13 protein-coding genes are annotated in these 17,751 nt (G+C 38.8%); 3 read left to right on the forward strand and 10 right to left on the reverse strand.

Going from position 1 to position 17,751, the window contains the following annotated elements:
* Positions 1–213: 213 nt before the first annotated feature.
* The 8 genes from JOC86_RS19985 to cax form a co-directional block, all read right to left on the reverse strand.
* Positions 214–1,575 (reverse strand): lysine N(6)-hydroxylase/L-ornithine N(5)-oxygenase family protein, encoded by a 1,362-nt coding sequence (locus JOC86_RS19985; protein WP_205174687.1) that lies wholly within the window; start codon positions 1,573–1,575, stop codon positions 214–216.
* Positions 1,547–2,134: a GNAT family N-acetyltransferase gene (locus JOC86_RS19990; RefSeq protein ID WP_205174688.1), complete on the reverse strand. Its 588-nt coding sequence runs from the start codon at positions 2,132–2,134 to the stop codon at positions 1,547–1,549. Before JOC86_RS19990 ends, JOC86_RS19985 begins: the two co-directional genes overlap by 29 nt.
* Entirely contained in the window at positions 2,124–3,923 is a 1,800-nt protein-coding gene (locus tag JOC86_RS19995) for an IucA/IucC family protein (RefSeq protein WP_205174689.1), read from the reverse strand. The genes JOC86_RS19990 and JOC86_RS19995 overlap by 11 nt, the downstream gene beginning before the upstream one ends.
* Positions 3,898–5,445, reverse strand: a complete 1,548-nt coding sequence (locus JOC86_RS20000) for a pyridoxal phosphate-dependent decarboxylase family protein (protein WP_239587719.1) — start codon at positions 5,443–5,445, stop codon at positions 3,898–3,900. Before JOC86_RS20000 ends, JOC86_RS19995 begins: the two co-directional genes overlap by 26 nt.
* Before the next feature lie 4 nt (positions 5,446–5,449).
* Positions 5,450–6,847, reverse strand: coding sequence for an aspartate aminotransferase family protein (locus JOC86_RS20005; protein ID WP_205174690.1), 1,398 nt, complete (start codon positions 6,845–6,847; stop codon positions 5,450–5,452).
* 711 nt (positions 6,848–7,558) lie between these two features.
* Positions 7,559–8,374 carry a YfkD famly protein gene (locus tag JOC86_RS20010; RefSeq protein ID WP_205174691.1) on the reverse strand — a complete coding sequence of 272 codons (816 nt, stop codon included), beginning with the start codon at positions 8,372–8,374 and terminating at the stop codon, positions 7,559–7,561.
* Between the two features lie 223 nt (positions 8,375–8,597).
* Entirely contained in the window at positions 8,598–9,470 is an 873-nt protein-coding gene (locus JOC86_RS20015) for a YitT family protein (protein WP_205174692.1), read from the reverse strand.
* A 393-nt stretch (positions 9,471–9,863) separates the two neighbouring features.
* Entirely contained in the window at positions 9,864–10,919 is a 1,056-nt protein-coding gene (gene cax / locus JOC86_RS20020; RefSeq protein ID WP_205174693.1) for a calcium/proton exchanger, read from the reverse strand.
* Between the two features lie 83 nt (positions 10,920–11,002).
* On the opposite strand from cax, the gene JOC86_RS20025 reads away from it, so the two are divergent.
* Positions 11,003–11,422, forward strand: coding sequence for a pyridoxamine 5'-phosphate oxidase family protein (locus JOC86_RS20025; protein ID WP_205174694.1), 420 nt, complete (start codon positions 11,003–11,005; stop codon positions 11,420–11,422).
* A gap of 377 nt (positions 11,423–11,799) precedes the next feature.
* Here JOC86_RS20025 and JOC86_RS20030 read toward each other — a convergent pair whose 3' ends face one another.
* Positions 11,800–12,180 (reverse strand): OsmC family protein, encoded by a 381-nt coding sequence (locus JOC86_RS20030; protein WP_205174695.1) that lies wholly within the window; start codon positions 12,178–12,180, stop codon positions 11,800–11,802.
* Positions 12,181–12,305: 125 nt separating this feature from the next.
* On the opposite strand from JOC86_RS20030, the gene JOC86_RS20035 reads away from it, so the two are divergent.
* Both JOC86_RS20035 and JOC86_RS20040 read left to right on the forward strand, forming a co-directional pair.
* Positions 12,306–13,499: an MFS transporter gene (locus JOC86_RS20035; RefSeq protein WP_205174696.1), complete on the forward strand. Its 1,194-nt coding sequence runs from the start codon at positions 12,306–12,308 to the stop codon at positions 13,497–13,499.
* 285 nt (positions 13,500–13,784) lie between these two features.
* The gene (locus JOC86_RS20040) at positions 13,785–15,707 is read left to right on the forward strand and encodes a heavy metal translocating P-type ATPase (RefSeq protein ID WP_205174697.1); all 1,923 of its coding nucleotides are present in this window, start codon (positions 13,785–13,787) and stop codon (positions 15,705–15,707) included.
* Between the two features lie 248 nt (positions 15,708–15,955).
* On the opposite strand, the gene JOC86_RS20045 is transcribed toward JOC86_RS20040, so the two are convergent.
* Positions 15,956–17,401 (reverse strand): carbon starvation CstA family protein, encoded by a 1,446-nt coding sequence (locus JOC86_RS20045; RefSeq protein ID WP_205174738.1) that lies wholly within the window; start codon positions 17,399–17,401, stop codon positions 15,956–15,958.
* Between the last annotated feature and the right edge of the window lie 350 nt (positions 17,402–17,751).

The following is a 17,751-nucleotide window of genomic DNA, read 5'->3' on the forward strand; positions in this document are numbered from 1 at the left end:
TTGCAGCGAAAGGATGCTCGCTTTCCGCGGGGCGGGCGGTGAGCCTCCCCGTCGCCCTGCTCCTGCTTAGGTCTCACCTTCCCGCTACTCCCACAGGAGTCTCGCACCTGCAGCCAAGACCAACCTTTTACAGTAATTTATGTTCTTAAAAAATAACAATCTCTTAGAAAACAGTCTTGTCTTATGAACTAGTCTCACGTATCTCTCTCTTTATTAGGAGAGAGGAACCGGAATGGACGATTTTGTTGATATTTTCGTTCCAAAATTCTGAAATACATTCTTGGAATGAACCGGATACACTTCTCTTCCCGTAATCGAATTGATAATAATGGCGTTACGGTTTGCTCCGAGTCCAAGATCTGGTGCCCCAACACCATGGGTATGCAGCTCTCCATTTTGTACAAAGATTTCACTATTGCCCGCTATCTTCGTTTCTAAACGATAATCTTCTGTCACCTTATACCTGCCCTTTTCATCCCAGGTAATCCCATCCTTCATTTCCGATAGAAACGCAGGAAATGCTGGCTTGTATCCTGTTCCGAGAATGACGATATCTGCCTTACTCACAAAATGTTCTTCCTTGATACGGTGATAGCCATGGAGTTCCATCGAAGAGCCTTTAAGTTCTAGTCCGACAATTTCTGTCATTGCCTGTAAGGCGATATCAGGATATTCACTTCCAACTGATCTTTCATATAAATAGTCGTAAATTTCAGCAATTGTTTCTGCACTAATTCCTTTATATAGTAAATCTTGGTCTTGCAATAGGTAATCCTTTTTTTCTTGTGAAAGATGATAAAAGAACTTAGTATAATCAGGCGAAAAATATTCAAGGCCAAGCTTTGAATATTCCATTGGGAAAAATCCTTTTGATCGTGTAAACCATTGCAGAGAAAACCCATGTTGTTCCTGTTCCTTGGCTACATCTAGAAATACTTCCGCAGCACTTTGACCAGAGCCGATAACAGCAACAGAATCGGCTTGTTTACATATCTCCTTATTGGATAAATAGTCAGAGGTGTGAAAAACGGTTTTTCCAAGTTCTTTCTGAAATGACTTGGGGACGGAAGGAACAGACCCAATTCCAAGAACGATATTCCTCGTTAGAAACCGTTCCGATGATTGTGTTGTTTCATTCCAGACGGTCACTTCATACACACTCTCCCCATCTTCCAGCTGTATGGGAACGACAGATTGAACATCCATTCCAAACCGGCAATGATCCAATTGTTCACTCACCCATTGGCAATAATGGTTATACTCTTTTCGGGGTATATGAAATTTTTCTAGAAAATAAAAATGGTATAAACGGTGATGTGCCTCTAAATATCGTAGAAAACTGTAATCACTTCTTACATCTGCCATACTGACAAGATCAGCAAAAAACGGTACTTGTAGAGTGGTACCTTCAATCAACATCCCAGGATGCCAATTGAAAGCTGATTTCTTCTCTAGAAATAATGCGTTAACTTCAGGAACCGAATCTAGTAAGGCAGCTAATCCCAAGTTAAAGGGACCGATCCCGATTCCGATTACGTCATACAGTTCATTTGATTGCTTTAAGGAATTGAACATTCGGCCACCTCTTTTCAAATTCATTTCGCTCACAAAACATCAGCAGTCCTGTTTTATCTGGTAATTTAATAGGTTTAATCTGTGTAAAACCGCACTTCTTAAAAACATGAATCATTTTGTCATTGCGAATATCCGGTTCAGCAATGACTTTGCCTGTCTGCAATTCTTGAAACTGAAAATAAATCATGGCTCGTAATAGCGGGAGTGAAAAGCCTTTTCCAAGATACTTCTTCTCACCTATTAACAAATGGATCCCTTGATCAAAGGGAGCAGATGGATACGTTTGTTCTACAACGTCTCCCTTTACCCAATAGGATTCCCAATAGCTCATCATGACGTCGTCAAGATAGCCTATATATAGGGTTTGATGTTGATCTGATAGGGCTTTTTTCAAGTGGTCGCTAAACTGTTCGAAGGGGACATTTAAATTCCAAAATGGATGAACATGCTCCTCCATCATCCAGTTGTGTATGTGCTCCACATCCCGTTCATAAACCACTTTTCTAAAAGCAATCGTTTTTTCAATTTCTTTATCATAGAATTCGAAATCATATGACATGATGAATTTCCACCTCTTTAGTAAGGGGATTTTTCACCATCGTATAAACGGATTGAGCCTCCATTGGTCCAACTAATTCATCCATGTCATAAAAACGAGTTAATAGATTCGCTTTACAAGGAAGAACAGGTTGATACAGTAAACTGCTTAATAGATTTGAATCGTCACCTACTTGTCGTTCATGTTCTTCTAACCTTTCCTTCAATACGTTCATCAGCCTATCTTCTTCAATAAGTCCATTTGCGCCAAATCCGTTGACCAATCCAAAAAGATGATTAAAGAAGAAGTAATAGCGCAAACGCTCTTCTGCTACTTCATCAGCACATATCGTATCGCTTTTATGGTTTAAATTAGGAAGTAACTCCTTCAGCTTTTCCACTTTGGATTCACTGTAGTAATACCCTTGATTGTCTCTATAATAAAAGGTCTCAGGATAACCGTTCCGAAGCTGGATCACCGAGTTTTGTTGATGGGCCTCAAGAGCAATTCCATATTTGTTAAACAACCAGATCATCGGATCTAATGTTAACGATAAGTAACGTTTAAACCAATCCAAGCTCACCTCATCCATTCTTCGATTTTCTCTCTTAGCGATTCCCTCAATGATGGAATGAATTCTAGCATTCCCCCCATAAGCATGATCTTGACATAAAGCAGCAACCAAGCTAGTTTGATCACTATTTTTATAAAATGGATTTTCTCTAATCACAACCTCAAACCCCGACACTTCTTCTTTCATTTTCAGGTTCAAGTAGGCTGGATCTTGAATCACTTTGAAATGAGGAAACGCCTGATTAAGGTCCTGTCCGACCTCTGTTTCTAATAATCTAGAAACCTCGACTCCTCTAGCTAACTCTTTTTCTTGGTTGACACGAAGAGAGTTTGTAATTTTAACAGGAACGGAGAATTTATACATATATTGAGATTCTTTACTATATACCGTCCTAAATGATGATGTTGCCGTAAACAGCTTTCCTAGGGGACCAAGATATTCTACTTTCCCTTCCGTCATTAAGGTTTGAACTTCTGGTTTCCCTACTAATGTTTTTACTTGAAGAGGATGTACGGGCAGCAGAATCCGTTCATCATCGTTTCTTAACTTTTGTAACCATGTCTGATCAACAGTAGAATCATTTTCTAACTCTTCAAAGATGATGGCAGCCGCTGAAGAGGTTCTGCTAGAATCCTGTAAGACCAACGATTTCTCAGCACTAAAATAGTGAAGCTGAAATTCACCCTTCAGCTCTGGCGAATACAATTGATCTTCTTGATCTGTCAAACCCTGTTTACTCTTTGGAGTAGGATGAAGCAAATGTCCCAATAGAAGGGACTGCTCAGCCTCTATATAATTAAATTCTTCACCTGTCAGTGCTTCCATGTCCTGTACTCTATTTTCAATATAGTTTTCTATACTTTCACAGCTTAATTTCACTCTTAACAGTAATTCCTCTTCAGCTCCAGTAAAGTTTTTATCCAGTAAGAACTCTTTCACAATAAACGAAGTGAGGGTGACATAGTCTATCGGTTTTATCTCTTCATTTTCTCTAGTTCGGTAATAGATAGGAAAACCGAATAAGTGTCGTTCAGTAAGAGACCAGTATGTAACGGGAATGATCAGTTCAATTTGTTGTAAAACCAAATTCGAAATGATAACTTTCTCGAATGGACTGGATATTGAAGGATGATTCTCAAAATGGGATCCTTCAGAATAATTTCCTGTTTCCCGTAAATAGCAATTCAGAAAGCTTTGTATCGTTGCCTTCTCAGCAAGTTCCTTTGCATTCTTCAATGTATAAACCTCCATTTATTAGTTCAGCGCCAATGTTTTCAATCTCTATTAAAAGTGAATGTATATCCTCAGGCTTTGTTCTTGGATTTAAGAGTGTCAATTTCAAGAAGGTATGGCCCTTAATGGTTGTTTTCGCGACGACCCCTTTTCCGGAATAAAGCAGCCTCTGTTGGATCGTTCTGTTTAATTCATTAATATCCTTTCCTTCTAATGCTTTAGGTTGGTAGCGAAAGATAACTGTATTGATTTCCGGCTCTGGATTCTGTATTAAAATGTGATTGAATTTTTCCATATAGCTAGCTGCGTACCGAGCAACCTTTAACGTATCGTCAATCATTCTTCCAAACTGATTGGTTCCAATGGTTTTTAAAGAGAGATACAACTTTAAAGCATCAAACCTTCTAGTTGTTTGAACAGATTTGTTCACTAGGTTCACAATGCCTTCTTGATCATCCTTCATAGGATTCAAGTAGTCAGCATGATAAGAAATGTAACGAAAATCGTCTTGACTCTTTACTAAAAAGGCTCCACAACTGATAGGTTGATAAAAAAATTTGTGGAAATCGACCGTAATCGAGTCCGCTTTTTCCAACCCTTTCAGTTTGTCTGAATGAGAATGACTAAGAATCAATCCACCTCCATACGCAGCATCTACATGAAACCAAAGACCATGTTCTTGTGAGATGGCCGCCAGTTCCTCCATAGGGTCAATACTTCCAAAGTCAGTGGTTCCGCATGTTCCTACAAGAGCAAACGGTAACAGTTTATCTTTCTCAAACTGGATTAGCTTTTCTTTCACATCTTTGACACTCATTCTGTGATTCTCATCGGTCCTTACTGTCACCACAGATTGTTCTCCTAACCCCAATTGAGAAGCTGCTTTTTTCACAGTAAAATGGGCTTCTTCTGAGCAAATAATCCTTAATAAATGAAACTCTCTGGGTAAACCACCTTGCTGAACATTATGGTTCCAATAATTTTGACAAAAGGCATCACGTGCTAACAGAAGTCCCATATAATTTGATTGCGTTCCTCCGCTTGTAAATACCCCGTCTGATGTTGACGGGAGTCCTATTTTTTCTGTTAACCACTTCACCATTTCAGCTTCTACATAGGTTGCAGCGGTACTCTGATCCCATGAATCCATCGATTGATTTAGCGTCGCGATCATCAATTCTGCTGCAACTCCAGGAAGAAGAGGTGGACAATGTAAGTGCGCCATACTCTTTTCATGGGAAATATGAAGACTGTTCTTCAAAATAGGTACTTCTATTTCATCTAGAACATCAAGGAAGGATTGTTCTTCTGTTGGAAACGACATGATCTGCCTAATTTCCTCTTCAATCATGCTTGGAGTCTTCCCGATAAACGGCTGCTCAGTATCGGCATACACTTCTTGTAGTTTATTTCTCACTTGACCTACTATTTCGTTAAAAGCGTTGATCCCTTCTAACCCTTGATGGAGAAAGAAGGAATCAAATGTACTTGTACCCGTTTCTTTTTTCATTAATTTTATGGTCATACTTTTACCTCACAATAGAAGCAAATACTGCTTCTTTGAAAATAGCGATCACTTCATCCACTTGCTCTTTTGTAATGATCAATGGTGGAAGGAAACGGACAACTGCACCATGTCTTCCTCCAACCTCAAGGATCAACCCTCGTTTAAAGCATTCACGTTGAATCTGACTTGCTAATTCGGAATTGGCAGGAAGACTGCCAATTGAGGATTGAGGTAGAGTTGAATCAACGATTTCTACCCCCACCATTAGACCTCTGCCTCTCACATCACCGATTTCAGGAAACTCTCGTTGAATATCTTTTAATGCCCGAAGGAGTCTTTGTCCCATTTCGTCTGCATGAGCAACCAAATCATTTTCTTTAATGAATTTTAACGTTGCTGTTCCCGCCGCCATAGCCATTTGATTTCCTCTGAACGTACCGATGTGAGCTCCCGGCTCCCAAGCATCTAAGTCTCGATCATAAATCACAACCGATAACGGAAGGCTTCCTCCAATTGCTTTTGAAAGAACAAAGACATCTGGTACAATTCCAGCGTGTTCAAAGGAAAATAATTTTCCAGTTCGTCCAATACCCGTCTGAACCTCATCGATGATTAATGGGATTCCTCTTTCTTTTGTTATTCTTCTCATTTCCTGAATCCATTCGATTGGAGCTGGGATGGATCCACCTTCCCCTTGGACCGTTTCAAAGATCATAGCAGCTGGTGGTAAAATCCCGCTTTCAGGATCATCAAGCAGATTTTCAATATACTGACTGCTGATGCGATGACTTTCTTCTCCACCTTTCCCAAATGGGCAACGATACGAGTAGGGATAAGGTAAGAAATGCGTATCAGGTATCAGTCCTTGCACATTCTTTTTAGGGCCAAGATTTCCACTAATCGCCATTGTTCCATGGGTTGCACCATGATAACCTCCTTGAAAAGTGAGAATACTTTGTCTTCCTGTCGCTGTTTTCACTAATTTTAGTGCTGCTTCAATGGCATCCCCGCCAGTAGGGCCACAAAATTGAATTTTTGCTCGATCACGAAAGCCTTCTGGAAGAGTAGAAAATAATTCATTTACAAATTCCTCTTTGACAGGTGTCGTTAGATCTAATGTATGTAGTGGGCGTTTATCACGGATAACCTGCTCCATTGCCTCAATAACTGCTGGATGATTATGTCCCAAAGCTAATGTTCCTGCCCCAGCTAAGCAATCCAAATACTTATTTCCTTCCATGTCTGTTACATACAGGCCCTCAGCTTCACTAATCGCAAGTGGAATTCTTCTAGGATACGATCTTGCATTGGATTCTCGTCTTTCTTGTTGATTAAGTAATTCTTTATTTGAAATTAAATTTTGAATTGTCATCATCATATCTTCCTTTCGTGTTTGAATGGATTTAGCTTCCAACGTCATAGTAATTGATAATGATTATCGTTGTCAATAGTAGTTGATAACTATTCTCAATTATTTTTTTGTTTTTCTAGTGACTTAGTAGGAGTTATGTATTTATCCGATATAGGCTCGTTCTACTCTTATCACCATGGTCTTTCTACTCAAAAATTAGGTGCTGAATTTGATCTCTTTATATAGAAAACATGACTATTCTCTTAGTTGAAAATAGGGGTCTATTTAAGCGTATTAAAGTATAAATGCTGTCCATGCCAGATGCTTGGCAACCCGGATTTTGTTGAAGTTTATCGGAAATCGTTAAACTCATCGTTAGTTGAAAATATGTATTAAGAGTTGATTATTTCGTACAGTTTTACGGTATTAAAAGTCTCTTTGGATGCTTTCGTATTGGCTCTCGCAAAATGATGATAAGAATAGAGTTTTTTGGTGACATGAAAAACCGTGAAAGGGAAAATAATGATAAGAAAAGTCCTCTTTGGGGACGTGTTTCGAGGTTTTAAAATCCTCTTTGGATGCCGTCATTTCGGCAAACTCACTGTTTCACGGTATTAAAACCCTCTTTCGTACCTTCATTTCGGTTCTCTCAAGCTTTCACAGTTAGAGAACTGAAATTGATATTCCTCCAATCTGTATTCCATTTTTATTAAACCCTCCCCAAATAAAAAACCGACTGAAATCAAGATACTAATTCTTGATTTCGGTCGGTTTTTATTCTTATCTCGGATGATCACTGGCCACGAATCCAAATGATACATGGTCTTGAACTGGAATCCATGCGCCGATGCCTTGTGACGTGACGTTCTTGACGACGATGGAGCGCTTGGTGCCTTTCATTACGAGGAAAACTTCGCCATAAGTGACTTTCCCTTTTTCATTGATTGCTGGTGCGTATGCATAGAGATAACCCATTCGCTTTGGTGTAATGTTATATTTATGGTCTTTTTTCGTTCCTGCTCCAATAATGGTTTGGAAGGATAGCGGAAGATCTGTATTTTCCATTGCTTTTAGCATCATCATTTTTTGGACATCATCAGAATGTGGAACTTTAGCTGTTAGTCCGCCTTTTATGACCTTTTGTGTTTCTTGGACATAGTGGATTTGATAATTAGATTTACCTCCACGGTTGTCGTAGTAGTTTGTGTTTATTTTTTGATATTCCCAGTTTGGCGCTGTTTCAGTTGATTCATAATTCAGCGGCCATTCGCCAAGAGAGATCGTGGCTCTCATCCCAAGCGCAAAAGGAGATTTGTTCATGGATGATTCATTTAACATTCTAATTAAGTTCGGGTTTTCGATTTTGACATTGGATGTATCAATGAGTTCCTGTGCTAGTTCGCTTGGCTGGAGATATGGAAGGTCCTCAGTCGGATTCGGATACGTATTTTCCTTTGCAATATTCAGTACAGATGATGGAACTTTTGCTTTATCTCTTGCTGATTTGTCCTCTTTTACCTCATTAGCTGCTGAAATAGAAGAAGTGACGAATAGGGATAATAATAACATCATGATCACGATGCGAAGAGCTTTCATGCTATGACTCCTTTCGAAATAAATGTTTTATTTTTGTTTTTATTTTTTCCCTCTCCAGTCAGGTTATCCGAGAAAAGATAAAATTTATTTTAAAAATTATTATTTGAATATTTACAAAATTAAGAATGCGTTATATACTTAGGTTAATCAATAAAGCTTTTTCATTCCTACATTCCCTTAAAAAAACGCGACCTGATGTCTGATCAGGTCGCGTTTTTTTATTTTACTCCTTCGCTGAATCATAAAATTTTGATAATGAAAATCCTCTTCCCAGGATTTCAGAGGCATTAAGAAAAACAACAAAGGAATCTGGTTCTTGCTCCTGCAATACTTTTTTTAAGTAAATCGCTTCGGGTTGTTCTACTACACAAAAAATCATCGCTTTTTCTTTGTTCGTATGTCCACCGATTGAACGGATTTTTGTAAGTCCTCGATCAATTTCATCTTTAATGATCGATTGGATGATCTCTTCCTTTTCCGTGATGATCATGACAAGTTTTGATGGTGATGTCTGTAGCTGGACGAAATCAATCACTTTACTCGTAACGTAAATGGACATCATCGCATATAAAGCAAGCTCTAGGTTAAAGACGATGGCAGAGCTTATGACAACTAATCCATCAACGATTAATTGCGAAAACCCGCTTGATAAGCCTGTATATTTTTTCAGCATCTGTCCAATCATTGCCGTTCCACCTGTCGACCCTTTTCCACGATAAACGGTTCCAAGCCCGACCCCTAAAAGAATTCCTCCATAGATGGCGGATAATAATGGATTATCTATTTTGAATGGAATATCAGCCGTCAGCCAAATCGTAAATGGAACAAAGAACGTTCCGATTAACGTTTTTAGACTAAAATCCTTCCCGAGAAGAACAATCCCGAGAATAAATAGCGGAATATTAATCATCCACTGTACGTATGCAGGGTTAAATTGATACAACTCATATAAAATCGTACTAATACCGGAAACACCGCCTGCTGCTAGCTTAGCTGGTAACAGAAATAAATTAAATGATAGACCAACTAAGGCAGATCCGATGATAATCGATAAATACTCAATCATAAGTTTTGTCTTAGGTGTACTACGTGTCATTCTTCATCAAGATCCTTTCATTTATATCCTTTACTCGACCTTACTATACTAACATAAAGTTCAATCTTCATATGTAAAGTTTCATATGAAATCGGCATTTTCTTTGATGAAAAGGAACTAGATACTATTTTTTTAGGCTGCTTTCATCAACATTGTTGTTATTTGAAAAAGAGTTAGTTGGTTTCCGCTCTAACCAACCTTTTCACAAAAAAAATTCTGTTCTAAAAAAAACAGCAATCTTGTAGAAAACAGTCTTTTTTGAAAAATACTATTTCCATGAGTACAAATCGTTTTTTTATTTACTTTCAAACTAGTTCTTCATCGAAACTTTTTCATTAGAAAAGCTGGTTAGTTTTCCTTAGCGTAGGAACTAACCAGCTTTTTATACATTCCTTATAAGAGATAAAACCCTATTCCCATAATTAAATAGGCGGCTAATAATGTTAAACCTTCAAACCAGTTGGTCTCACCGTCATTGGAAATGACGATGGTGACAAGGACCGCCGATACCATTGCAACAAGCTCCGGTAATGTGAATACAAGCGGCATTGTCGTTTCATAAAATAGTGAAATTAATACAAGGACTGGGGCTACAAACATGGCGATTTGCAAGGTAGATCCGACGGCAATTTCCACCGCAATATCCATCTTGTTTTTGTATGCCATAATGATGGCAGAAGCATGCTCTGCTGCGTTCCCGACAATGGCTACAATGATAACCCCGATAAATAATTCACTCCAGCCGAAGGTCTCACCTACGACTTCAAAAGTATGAACGAGACTTTCAGCCACATACGCTACCGCTGCCGTTGAAATAGCTAAGATAAGGAGCGCTTTCCCTTTTCCCCATTCCGGTTCTTCATGTGAATGATCTTGACCTTCTTCATCATGCTGGTACACTCCACGGTGAGTAACCAATTTGAAAAACAATGCAAATAGGTAGAGAGCAATTAAAATAATCGATACACCGATACTTAGCGACATCGTTTTCGTTTCATTCATATCCTGTGCAAATACTTCAGGAATAACAAAAGCTACAATGATAGCAAACATCAATAAACCCGAGTTGTGCCTGGCATCAAAGACATTAAATTTTTGACGTTTGAATTTCAATCCCCCTACAAAGAACGAGAGACCAGCCACTAGTAATAGGTTTCCTAAAACTGATCCTGTTAACGAGGCCAAAACAACCTCGATCAGACCCTCTTTTAGTGCAAAAATGGAAATGATTAATTCCACGGCATTTCCAAAGGTAGCGTTTAAAAGTCCCCCAATTCTCGGTCCAGCCACAACAGCCAAACTTTCTGTCGCTCTCCCCATAAAGCTTGCGAGAGCAACGATGGTGACGCAATAGACTACAAACATCATGACAGTCGGCCAATGAAGTAAGTTACCAATGACGGATAATGGAACCCCGACCAAGGCGATAATGGCAAAAACTTTACCCATAGTTTTCCTCTTTTCTTTTTAAAGGATTAAAAAACGAAGAATTAGACACATTATGATTAAAACTCACTTAAGGAGGCTTCATTATGCCAGAAACATTAAAAGACCATGTTCTAGATTTGTTTTCTCACCATAAAATTGGTACATTAGCGACAGTCAGAAACAACAAACCCTATTCACGGTTTATGTTATTTTCCAACGAGGATTTAATCTTATACACTGCTACTAATAAGCATGCCCATAAGACAGAAGATATTGCAGAAAATCCTCTTGTTCATATCTTGCTAGGCTATGAACGTGATAGTTCACATCAGCATTACGTCGAGATTGAAGGAAAAGCTGAAGTTGAAGAATCACAAGAATTAAGAGAAAGATTCTGGTATGACTCATTGAAACCATGGATCGCGAGTGTAGATGACCCAGAATATTTACTATTGAAAATCACTCCCGAAACCATACTTTACTTTGAAAAACCCGGTGATGAACCAAAAGAACTAAGCTTCTAATTTTTAACCTTTTTTGTACCTGGTACCTTTTAATTTTTTATACCCAGCATAAAGCAGGGAGTTATTCACTCTATTGAAGTCGTCATTTTTGCTTTTCCGCTTTTTCATGGCCTCATTCGACTCTATTGAGGGCTCCATTTTCGCTGTTCCGCTTTTTCAGGGCCCCATTCTACTCTATTGGGGGCTCCATTTTCGCTTTTCCGCTTTTCCAGGGTCTCATTCGACTCTATTGAAGGCTCCATTTTCGCTTTTCCGCTTTTCCAGGGTCTCATTCGACTCTATTGGGGGCTTCATTTTTGCTTATCTGCTTTTTCAGGGCCTCATTCAATCTATTGAGGACTTCATTTTCTCCCCCCTTGGCCTTTTTGCCTGCACATTTAAATCAATTCAAATGTTTCTTCAACTTCTATACTCCCAATCACAGACTGGACCATTGAGCAATTTTTTTGGGTTAGTGCCAACGCCTTTTTTATTTTCACTGGCTTTAGATTGGTTCCTTTAATTTTAAAGTGAAGGTGAATTTTTTCTATTCGGCTTGCTTTTTCCTCATTTCGTTCTACTTTCGCTTCAATATGTATATCATCGAAGGAGAGCCTCATCTTTTCCAAGACTTTTCGTAATACACCTCCACTACAGACAGCTATTGAAGAAACCATTAGTTGATAGGGTCTATACCCATAGGTTTCATCCCCCGAAACATCCAAATCTCCATAAGGAAGCTTTGCTTGAAAGCCGCCTTCATTCATCTTAAATTCCATTTTTTTTGCTCCTTTCAGTTTTATTTTCATACAAAATTTTACTGTAACTACTTCCTTCTTGCCAATGGGGCATATTGACGATACTATTCAAGGAGGGAAAAAATTACATGTAGGAGAAATGGGCAATGGATAGAATTAAATTACGATTTTGGATCTTAATTAGTATTGTGGCGATCTCAGGGTTTTCACAAGGAATGTTGCTTCCATTAATCGCGATTATTTTCGAAAATGACGGGATTTCTTCTTCTCTAAACGGACTTAATGCCACCGGATTATATATTGGCATTTTGCTAGTCTCTCCTTTTATGGAAGCTCCTTTAAGAAAGTATGGTTATAAACCCATCATTATTACCGGAGGGCTGCTTGTTGTTGCATCACTAGCACTCTTCCCCCTATGGAAATCCTTTTGGTTTTGGTTTCTGTTAAGATTAATAATTGGTATTGGGGATCATGCCCTTCATTTTGGAACACAAACATGGATTACATCGTTTTCCCCCATTGAAAAAAGGGGAAGGAATATTGCCATTTACGGATTATTCTTTGGGATTGGTTTTGCTGTTGGACCTTTAATGGCTCCTTTGGTCAAAATTAATGAGGCTCTGCCTTTTATCATCTCTTCTATCCTATGTCTGATTGCTTGGGGATTTTTGTTTATTTTAAAAAATGATTTCCCAGAGCAAACGATAGAGGTTAATTCTTTTAAAGAGACGATGAAACGATTTTCAAAAGCTTGTAAGTATGCTTGGGTTGCCTTCCTACCTCCATTAGGTTATGGGTTTCTCGAGTCATCCTTAAATGGGAGTTTCCCTGTTTACGGTCTTAGAATTGGGCTGGATGTAGCAAGTGTGTCCTTACTACTAACCTCTTTCGCGATTGGGGCAATCGTTTTTCAACTGCCACTTGGGATTCTAAGTGATCGTTACGGCAGACGAAACATCTTGATGATTATTCTGCTTCTAGGCTTTTTTAGTTTTTCAGCGGCAAGCTTTCTCGAACATTCCATTATTGCCTTAACGATTTGTTTATTTTTAGCAGGGATGGTCGTAGGCTCTACCTTTTCGCTTGGAATTAGTTACATGACCGATTTAATGCCAAAGAATTATTTACCAACGGGAAACTTGCTCTGTGGAATGGCTTTTAGTATAGGAAGTTTGGTTGGTCCATACTTAGGAGGGCTGTTTATCGAATACCTTGAAGGAGTTAGCTTCTTCTTTATCATCAGTCTTATTCTATTAATCATTTTTCTAACCGTCGTTTTCTTCGGGCAAAAGTCAGATCAAATCACAACCACAGTAGAACAAAACTATAAACATTCTTAAATTAGAACAAATATCTTTCCAGTACATAAACTGTATGGTAAGATATTGATAATTAAATAATGATACGTCAACAAAGGACCTTTTTATAAAGGGACTCGTTTTTCCAGAAATGCTGTCATCTCAACAAAGATGACAGCTTTCGTCGTTTAATAGGGGAAATGATGTTGATTATCTCTCTCAATGAGAAATGAACTGCCCTCTGAGAATGCATCAAAGAATATAGACGCAAAGATAACATCAACAGAATAAAAATAAATAAGGATTTACGAACGGAGGAGATCTACTATGAGTTCTGAAGCCAAATCAATTAGTCTTCATCAAAAGCAATCCGCCCCACCCTCTTTTCTTGAAAAAATAAAGCCCCATACTGAATTAATCGCAGCATTAATAAGTGGTGTTCTGATTTTACTAGGGTGGTTATTATCAGAAAATGATGGTACCTTATCCATCATTTCGTACCTATTAGCTTTTATGATTGGTGGTTATGCCAAGGCGAAAGAAGGTATAGAAGAGACGATTGAAAATAAAGAACTTAATGTTGAAATGCTGATGATCTTTGCTGCAGTTGGATCCGCGATTATCGGCTATTGGACAGAGGGTGCGATTTTAATATTTATTTTTGCCGTTAGTGGAGCTCTAGAAACCTACACTTTAAATAAAAGTCAAAAAGAGATTTCCTCTCTCATGGAGTTGCAGCCTGAAGAAGCTCTTCGGGTTTCAAATGGAGAAGAAGAACGTGTTCATGTTTCTAAGCTTGCTCTGAATGATTTCATTTTAATTAAACCTGGTGAACGTGTCCCATCTGATGGGGAAATCGTAAAAGGAGAAACCACGATTGATGAAGCCGCCATATCTGGCGAATCGATTCCAGTGACGAAATCACCGGGTGATGATATTTATGCTGGAACGGTAAATATGAACGGTGCCATCACGGTGAAAATTACCAAACCAAGCTCTGAAACCCTTTTCCAAAAGATCATTAATCTCGTTCAAACGGCGCAAAGTGAAAAATCACCTTCTCAGCAGTTTATAGAGAAATTTGAAGGAAGATATGTTAAAGCTGTATTAATTTCCGTTGCCATTATGATGTTTCTCCCTCACTTTTTGTTTGGCTGGAGCTGGACGGAAACCTTTTACCGAGCTATGGTCCTTCTTGTTGTAGCCTCTCCTTGTGCGTTAGTGGCTTCAATCATGCCTGCTACGCTATCTGCGATTTCGAATGGTGCACGCCACGGTATTCTGTTCAAAGGCGGTATGCACTTAGAAAACCTTAGTCAATTAAAAGCGATTGCCTTTGATAAAACTGGAACGTTAACACAAGGAAAACCTGAGGTGACAGATGTTGTATTGAAAGATGGGCAGTCTGTCGAGGAACTAATTAAAGTTGTTGCTTCCATTGAAAATCAATCGAATCATCCATTAGCACAAGCGATTGTGAAATATGCAAAAACTGCTTATGGAATAAAATTAGAGGAGCCTTCACGCCTAGAAGATGTTGCCGGCTGGGGTGTAAAAGCACAAATGCAAGGTCAGGAATGGAAAATCGGAAAGCCTGAATTTGTCGGAAAAGAAGCGGCCAATCATTTTGAAAATGGTGCCCTCGTGCAGCTCTCATCAGAAGGAAAAACAGTTGTCTGCGTTGAAAATGAAAATGGAATTGTCGCATTGTTTGCCCTTAAAGACAAAGTCCGTACAGAAACAAAAAAGGCATTAAAACGTTTAAACCAAGCAGGGATCTACACGATTATGCTTACTGGGGATAGCGAAAAAACCGCTCATGCGATTGCAAAAGAAGCAAATGTATCCGACTATATTTCAGAATGCCTTCCAGAAACAAAGGTAGCTGAACTGAAGAAGCTTATGGAAAAGTACGATACCGTCGCAATGGTCGGCGATGGCATTAATGACGCCCCTGCCCTAGCAACCTCCGATGTAGGAATCGCAATGGGGGAAGGAACAGATGTCGCATTAGAAACCGCGGATATTGTCCTAATGAAAAATGATCTAACACGGATTGCCGAAGCCGTTCAATTGTCAAAGAAAATGCAAAAAATCGTCAAGCAGAATGTAGTATTTTCTATTGCAGTGATTATGCTATTGATTGCCTCTAATTTCTTACAAATAGTAGATTTACCATATGGTGTTATTGGGCATGAAGGTAGTACGATATTAGTTATTTTGAATGGGTTAAGATTGTTGAAGTCATAATACGAAAGGCTGTCTCCTTCTGGGGACAGCCTTTTATTGCTTTTTTCGTGTTTTTTAGTGGTAGCCGTTTTGTCCGTTTGCAGAACCAGACGTTTTATGCTTCGGCTTGTTTTTACCTTTTTGCTTTGTACCGCCATCTTTTTTCGTATGTTTAGTCATGACTTTTCCCTCCTAATGAGAAGTTATAGTTAGTTTGCTCCAAAGTAAAAAAGAGCTTCCCGGAAAGTTCCGGAAAACTCTTTTCACATTTATGCAGTGTAACCTAAATCATCATCTACTTGAATATTTTGGTCTAACCCTAAACGTTTTCTTAATGAGTAGAAGAATGTCAATGTGGAAACAATCGTAATAACGGTCGCTCCAATATATGCTGCTTGCATGGAAAGCCCAAAGCCAATTGGTGCACTAAGGATATACGTAAATGTCACCATTGTCATAAAGATGGCTGGAACGGTAGAGATCCAGTGATTCTTCTTTTGTAAGCCTAGATACATTGCCCCTACCCAAAGTGCAATCATAGCTGTCGATTGATTTGCCCAAGAGAAGTATCTCCACAATAAGTTAAAATCAATTTGTGTTAAGGCAATGGATATAACAAATAATGGAACCGCAATCCATAGACGAGCAGATATTTTCTTTTGACCTACTTTGATATAATCCGCAATAATCATACGTGCACTTCTAAATGCAGTATCACCAGATGTAATTGGGAGAACAATAACTCCAAGAATCGCCAAGGTCCCGCCAAACGAGCCTAGCATTAAGATTGAAACTTCACTTACAACAGCTGCTGGTCCAGCCGTGTTCAAAATGTTTTGTAATTCCGCTGAATCAAACAAGCTCATTCCCGCAGCTGCCCAAATCATCGCAATGATCGCTTCTAAAATCATCATTCCATAGAAGATTTTACGTCCTTGCTTTTCATTTTGAGTCGTTCTCGAAATAATCGGTGATTGAGTCGCATGGAAGCCTGATAACGCACCACAAGAAATCGTTAAGAATAATAGTGGAAAAATAGCTGTTCCTGCTGGATGCATATTGGTCAAGTTAATCTCAGGAATATCAGCTCCTGTGATCACTAATCCCCCACCGACACCAATCGCACTAATTAATAACAATAATCCGAAAAACGGATAAAGACGTCCGATAATTTTATCAATCGGTAACAAGGTTGCCACAATATAATAGATAAAAATAGCTGCAATAATGACACCAAGTGTTATCCATGCTGGTGTTAAATCAGCAATCAAGGCTGCTGGAGCCGTAACGAAAACAGTTCCTACTAACACCAATAAAAGAATCGAAAACGCATTTACGACATGCTTCATAAACTTTCCTAAAAACTTCCCGGCTAACTCTGGTAAATGTGCGCCACGATTTCTAATTGAAATCATCCCAGTTAAGTAATCGTGAACAGCTCCAGCAAATATCGCTCCTAGAACAATCCATAAAAAGGCAACTGGCCCGTATAACGCACCCATGATCGGTCCAAAAATAGGACCTACACCTGCTATATTTAATAATTGAATCATTGAATTCTTTTTCGTATTCATCGGCACATAATCAACACCATCACTCATTGAATACGCTGGTGTTGAACGTTCCTCTTTAACACCAAAGATCTTTTCAACCACTTTTCCATAAGTGAAATACCCGATAACTAAAATGACAATGGAAAGAAGAAAAGTAACCATGCCATCATCCCCTCCGTTCTCTCTTGAATACGCTTTCATTTTATCAAACAATTCAAAAATTCGTCACATTCATGACTAACATGTATGAAATCATGTCTAACATGTTGGCTGAGTGGTTTTTCGGGAGTAATGATTGTGCTAAAGGTAAAAATACCCATATTATTGTGTCCATTTCTACCTCACAACAACTGACTTCATTTCGAAATTAGATTATTTGTCGGGAATGATGATTAATTTGTCCGTAACCGCAAATTATTCGGTTTGACCCCCTAATTCCTAACACCAGCTTCGGTAAGCTCGATTTTTCTTAGTTTCTCATTTTGGGGCAATTCCTTCTTCACTTTTTGCCG

This window comes from Rossellomorea pakistanensis, from assembly GCF_016908495.1.
Taxonomy (GTDB): domain Bacteria; phylum Bacillota; class Bacilli; order Bacillales; family Bacillaceae_B; genus Rossellomorea; species Rossellomorea pakistanensis.